A 6,250-nucleotide genomic window follows, 5' to 3' on the forward strand; every position below is an offset into this window, starting at 1 on the left:
GTTATCCAAAGTTTATGTTGTGACCGTAGGGGAGCAGAACTTTGTGAATGAAGTGACAAAATCCACGAGAAAACTGCTTAATGAGCTGGAAATACATATTACTCAAAACTTGGGAAGTTAGTGATTCACTAGCTTGAATCGCCGAAAGAGTAATATCCTCTTCCGGTGGCCGATAACTGAAAACATAGCTGTTTACAATTATACTACCCAACCTATCTGGTGTTGGTAATTTCTGAAGCTCAGAAAAGATTGTGGCATAATTGAATCCTCTCGATGGCACCGTAGCTTGAGAAAATACAATATAGTCTACATAGTTCCTAATTTCCCATGCCACCTCAATTGTCCCCATCAAACAAGCGTCAAAAACCATCAATGAAACTCTCTCATTTGTACTTTCCGTAATTCGCTGGAGTGCAAATCTCAACTCCGCAAGCGATAAATTGTCCATATTGGAAGTGTAATCAGGGGCACAACCTTTCCATCCATCTCCATGCCCCCATATCTCAATAGCATAATAAGTGGCTGGGAAATGATCAACTCCCCACAATATGAAATCTATCAGAGTAGTGGGGTTGCCCGTACTTCTCTCCTCTGTTAAGAATAACACATTTGAACAGACTCTGGTTGGATCATTATCCTTCTGAATGTAGTACACTGGCGTCTGTTGAGTCAGATAATCATCATGATACACAAGGATTGTAACTGTTGAGGACGAGCCAATATTTTCCATCTCGTTAAGATCCATGGCATCATAATTTTCACCACCAAGTGCACTATCGTCCGCAGCCATATATACCAAGTAAGTCCATGTTCCTATATCCTTTTTACATGAATCTCTTCCAACATTGACTTCCTCCCAATTTAATAACAGGTCCCCATCCAAATCCTGTCCTATAAATGCTATTCTAAACTCAATTTTTGCTTTCGGTGATTGCACATTTACACTAGTGCCATCTGCCACCATAACTTCATCCACATGGATATCTTTACACAATGGATTATCTATGTAAGATGGCAAGCCTCTCCATATGTAGTTTTCCTTATCACTATACCAGAGCTCAATTAGCCTATTGTTCTCGTATGGAGAGGGGTCTGTACACACAAACTTCTTTGTGTATGTATAATCATCCCATATCCCAAATGTAACTTTGCAATTCTGTAGTGCGTCATCTATATCCAATATAACTTCTGCTTTGAGTGTTTCCCAGTTATAAGCCACTCCACTCCATGTCCAGCCATCATCTATGTATGGGTACGATGGTGTACTCCCTACAACGCCTTGTTTTCCTACCAAACTCCTTTTGGAAGCTCCGTCAAACTGGACTTCTATTTCTTTCACTGAGATTTTCACCCACTCATCCATCAGCGGATTTATGTCCATACTATCAATCACACCATCCACATCCGTATCCTTCCCATCTATCTTTACAGGTTCAACATCAGATGTGAGTTCTGGCATCACACTACATATTAGAGGTGGATGTCCACCGCCTCCTCCACCACCAGTTGCTGCTGGCGTTGGTTTTGTCCTTGCGCTTTTCTCCAAAATTCTAAATATTCTTTTATCCCATCTCAATTTCATAATTTCTTATCCTCCCATTCTCTTACCGCTCTCTCATACGCCTTTCTCCTTTCTTCCTCAATCTCCCTCCGCTTATTCTCTATCCATTTTCGAATTACACCCTTCCTCCAGAATACTGCAACAATTACCACAAACAATATGGTAGTAGTCAAACAGCACATAAACCAGGGATTCTCTATGTTTGGAGTGAATAAATAAAATCCCGGTCGAAAATAACCTTGAGATTCTGCCCTTAACAAGCTTCCGTCGGCAGCGTCTAAGATAAATTCAAGATATGTCCCGCTACCTTCAGCAAGCGTGTAGCCTACAGTTTCGATCTCCACATGCCACACAACCCTATCTTCCCAAGAATGATTCCACCGGTCTCCTCTATCTAGGGACATAGACCAATACAATATATCTCCTCTGCCTGCCGTATCATAAAATCTTTTTACAGTTTCATTTTCTTTTGCGAGTTCTAACGCCTCGTCACTGTCAATTTTCCACTTCTCATCTAAAGAAAAATTCACAATTTGTGTTACCTTCTTTGCCTCCTTTATTTTGGCTTGGGGTTTCTGATAAACATTTCCAAGAGAAACCCACACTTCCAAATAAAAACACACTCCATCTGAAAGCATAAGACTAAAAGAATATTTCCACGGTTCTTTATCTTTTTCCCAAGAATAAAAATCCACTCCTACGTTGTTAATTTTCGTATAGGTTGGAAACTCTTTTTTCACCTTTTCTATAGCAATTGAATATCCTTCCTTTGCAGATAGATTATTCTGAATAGTTAACGGTAATAGTAGTAGCAAACTCACTATCATCGTTATTATTGCAACTATCACCGCTTTCAATCTCCTTTTTTGCATTTCTGCCATTCTCCTATCGTGTAGAGTTTTTAGTCACTATGTAAACAGTGGCCCATGTAAATGGCACGATATCCTCATAAAATGTGTCTGGAATATTCATAGTGTCTGGTGTGATCGGATAACCAGGTACTTCGTAACTATCATATTCCACATATTTAGTATACTGTTTTGCTTCATGTGTATGCCCACTGAACACGGCCTCAACCTTTCCGTTGGCGTTGATGAGATTGATAATCTCTGCTCTGTAGTGCAGGATGCACCCCGTCCCATTTTCATACACAATCGGTGCATGTGTAAAGATAAAGTAGTGGGCAATCTGGTTGTTCTGTGTACCCTGTTTCCCATTCAACCAAGTAGGTTCATTGCGCTCAAACGAAAAATTATTCCTGCAGTATTTATTTTCTATAGACATTCATTCACCACTCTTTTTTATTTTCTATTCATTTATGCAATTCCCCAATTTATGTTTTTCTCCTCACTCTTGGGGTGTAGAATAAAACCTCTTTTTATCCTACAATATTCGCTCTTTTAAAGCAGATTTCACAAAGATGGTTAGATAATTCAGAAGTTATGGATTTATTCCAATATTTGAAATGGATGCCATGGAAAGTAAAGAAATCATTCTGGCTCATGCAGGTATATCTACTTCTACCTTTTTATTTGTTCTGCACCCCGGAGGCTTTAGCTGAGCATTCTGTTTTGCCTAAAACCACTTTAGTTTGAGTTCTTGTGTAGTTTGTTATACTTCCCTGTCTCATCTTAGTATGCTCTCAATTTTCTCCTTTTTCGAATAGTTTTCTTTCGGAGTGCGAGAGCAAGACCAGACACAAAAATAGTAATCAACACTGCAACTATTTCATATATTGGAATTACCTTATCATCCTGCTCGCTGATAATGATAATTGCAGTATATCTTGGTGAACTCAATGTAGTTCTGGTTTCATCAGTAACAAGGAAAAAATATTCAAGAGTTCCTGTTTTGCGTAAAGATAGTGTCGTATTAAATTCAAAGGTTGTTTTATTTCCATCTAAATCTATTAATTTCTCACACCAGCCATTTTCATCTGCAAATTTGTAGCACAGCACAATTCTTGTAAGATTTCTCGTTGCGATAAAACTAGCATTGACTGGAAAACTTCTTACTACCTCAGCTGGTGGTGCATGATAGATATCAAAGTGAGAGGCGAATCTGGAAAGTGGATGTAAATCAAGCGTCTGATTTCTTCCATTACCCACGATTACATATGGAACATCAACAATTCCATCATTATCTTCATCAGGAGCATTAAATGTTGACCAGTAATTTTTGTCGCCAATTATTCGGTTACCCCCCTCATAGTCCACAATACTACAGTTCTCGTCATAGATAATTGTATTGGAGAGAAAAGCTGATCCTTTACCTAGATAAAAACCATAAAGTTTTGAAAGATTCAGCCAGTTCCACTTATATTCAGTATTCTCACATGAAGTATCTCCATAAAACGGAACATTAGTAAAATTATTATTTATGATTTTACCATTTTTACATGAAAGTAGAGATAGACTCTTTTTCTCAAACTTAAATCCCATTATTGTAAAATTTGTACAGTTTGTAACAATCAATTGACCGCAACCGTCATGCGGAGGGTACAAGACAAAATTATTCCTATCCCATACATAGAGAATTGGTTTTCCCTCTACTGTATTTGTAGTGTCTATATCCCATCCTGTACAAGAGGGAGACCATCCATGAATTTCAAGTCCACAGTTTATAAATAAATTATTTCGCAAGAGGATATTTTTCAGAGATGCGGCAGCGCTCTCGAAGTAAACCCCACATATCCAGTTACCTGCTGTACCATCAACTTCGTTGTTGATAATCGTGATGTTTTCAGAATTACCTCCAATCCCAATTACAACGTACGTGCTGTTCAATTTATATCCAATGGGCCACCTGAAATGACATCCTTTGATTGTTATGTTCTTACCCTTATATATACCTACAAAACCCGTAGTATGTTCCCAGTAGAGCGGGCCTTCAGAACTTAATGATATATTTTCAATCATTGCATTGGAGACATTTACTAAAGAAATTCCACATTTTGCGTGGGAAAGTGTATCATTTGGCTTTCCTAGGATGCAATTCCTTATGATAAAATATGCGCTGGTATTAACTACGCGGATTTTCTCGAATTCCTCTTGCTGTTTTCGGACAATACGATAGTTCTCTATTGTATAGGGGTTCTCACGCGTTCCGTTGCCCCTCACTACTCCATTCTCCTTTGTAAAATTTTTATTGCCATCAATATAGATATGCCCTCTCTCCGTCAATTCATTTGTATTACAAACAACATCATTACATGAACATTCCATTGATGAGAGCATCCCAAAAAAACTCGGTGATAAAATGAAAAGGAAAGCCGAGAAAAAAAAGATCCTTTTGTGCACTTTTATTATCACCATTCCTTCGTCACTTCTCCTTCCCACCATAGATAAAAACCACAATAAGAATAATCAATCTGTATTCCAGCTACACCACCCCAACCTGAAGTATATTTTGGTTGAGATAGAGAAGATATAGAAATCTGACATAGCGGATACGGGTAATACGGAACATTATTGTGAGAAAGTTTCACATATTCTCCTTCAACATTTTCGTATACACCGGGATATCTATTTCCGCACTCATAATCTACGTAAAAGAAGTAAGATACTACTGGAGTTGCTATTATTGGTTTACTCTTGGTCCATATCCTTTCCCAATTATAGTTCGGATTATCTGGATGCAGCGTGTCTGATTTCCCAGCACGCATCAATCCCTTTACGAGGAAGGCATAGCTGAATGCATGGTAGATTGGGTATGTAAGATAAAAAGTGGAGGTATGGAGGTTAGCACTAGTTAATACAATTCTCGTGTTAGAATTAGATGGTATGTTCCCTGGAATTGCGATCTTAGTGAAATACCCTGAATTACACGCATCGATAAAACCGAAAAAGTAACCTTTATATGTAGAGAGCCAATCCTTCACCTCACTTGCGTAGAGTCGTGAATTATATATTTGAATATATCCATCACTTTTTGCATTATCTTCTGCTCCGTGGGAAACTATGATAAAAGATAAAATATCGTTAGAGCCCAGAAATGTGATGGCATCCATGAAAGCATTTTTCACATTTTCTTTTGTGGCATCGGTGTTGAGGAGAAATGTAGTGCTCCAGCCTACACCTTCTAGAAAATCCTTCCATTTTGAGACTGTCGCCGGAGACGCACTAGTGCCTCCAAACTGGTCACTTAAACCAACAACTATTGCATGTCTCCTTGGCTCCTTTACCAATGGGCTTCTCACCAATTTACAATCCCAGTTTCCTGCCCAGTTGTATTTTTTATAGTCCTCTGGATCTTTTACTCCATCAGCATCTGTGTCAGCACCATCAATGTAAGGCAAGGTATTTGGATCGTAGTCCAGGGGAGATATTGTGAGGCTACATATCAGAGGAGGTTTCCCGTGTCCCCCACCAGCCATGGGTGGTGCTGACGGTGAAGGTTTGGTTTTGTGGGATTTCTCCTCTCTATCATTCCATCCATCATTATCATAATCTTGATTGCCAGGATCCGCTGTCACACGTCCTCCATTCGAAAATAAACTTAGATGATCAACAGATGGTTCCCAGAAATATATCCCAGGCACTTCCCAACCCACATTCTCTTCCGCATCGCTTAATCCATCCCCATCATAATCTTCTGAGGCTTTTATATTCTCTATAGTTTTCTCTATTCCCACATCTATCACTGTTACTTTGAAATCATAAGTTGTGTTAGGAATTACTTTTTGTCCCA

Annotated in this window: 5 protein-coding genes; all 5 read right to left on the reverse strand. The window is 38.8% G+C overall.

Annotation, left to right across the window (positions count from 1 at the left end):
* Position 1: 1 nt before the first annotated feature.
* Positions 2-1,582 (reverse strand): clostripain-related cysteine peptidase, encoded by a 1,581-nt coding sequence (locus QXD64_08920; GenBank protein ID MEM3397429.1) that lies wholly within the window; start codon positions 1,580-1,582, stop codon positions 2-4.
* Positions 1,579-2,442 (reverse strand): hypothetical protein, encoded by an 864-nt coding sequence (locus QXD64_08925; GenBank protein ID MEM3397430.1) that lies wholly within the window; start codon positions 2,440-2,442, stop codon positions 1,579-1,581. Before QXD64_08925 ends, QXD64_08920 begins: the two co-directional genes overlap by 4 nt.
* Before the next feature lie 4 nt (positions 2,443-2,446).
* Entirely contained in the window at positions 2,447-2,845 is a 399-nt protein-coding gene (locus QXD64_08930) for a hypothetical protein (protein ID MEM3397431.1), read from the reverse strand.
* Positions 2,846-3,192: 347 nt separating this feature from the next.
* A complete protein-coding gene (locus QXD64_08935; GenBank protein MEM3397432.1) occupies positions 3,193-4,902 on the reverse strand; it encodes a hypothetical protein in 1,710 nt (569 codons plus the stop codon).
* Positions 4,869-6,250: hypothetical protein (locus QXD64_08940; GenBank protein MEM3397433.1), on the reverse strand; the 1,382-nt coding region annotated here is incomplete at its 5' end. The genes QXD64_08935 and QXD64_08940, both read right to left, overlap by 34 nt.

Source organism: Thermoplasmata archaeon (assembly GCA_038874435.1).
Lineage (GTDB): Archaea > Thermoplasmatota > Thermoplasmata > Lutacidiplasmatales > SKW197 > SKW197.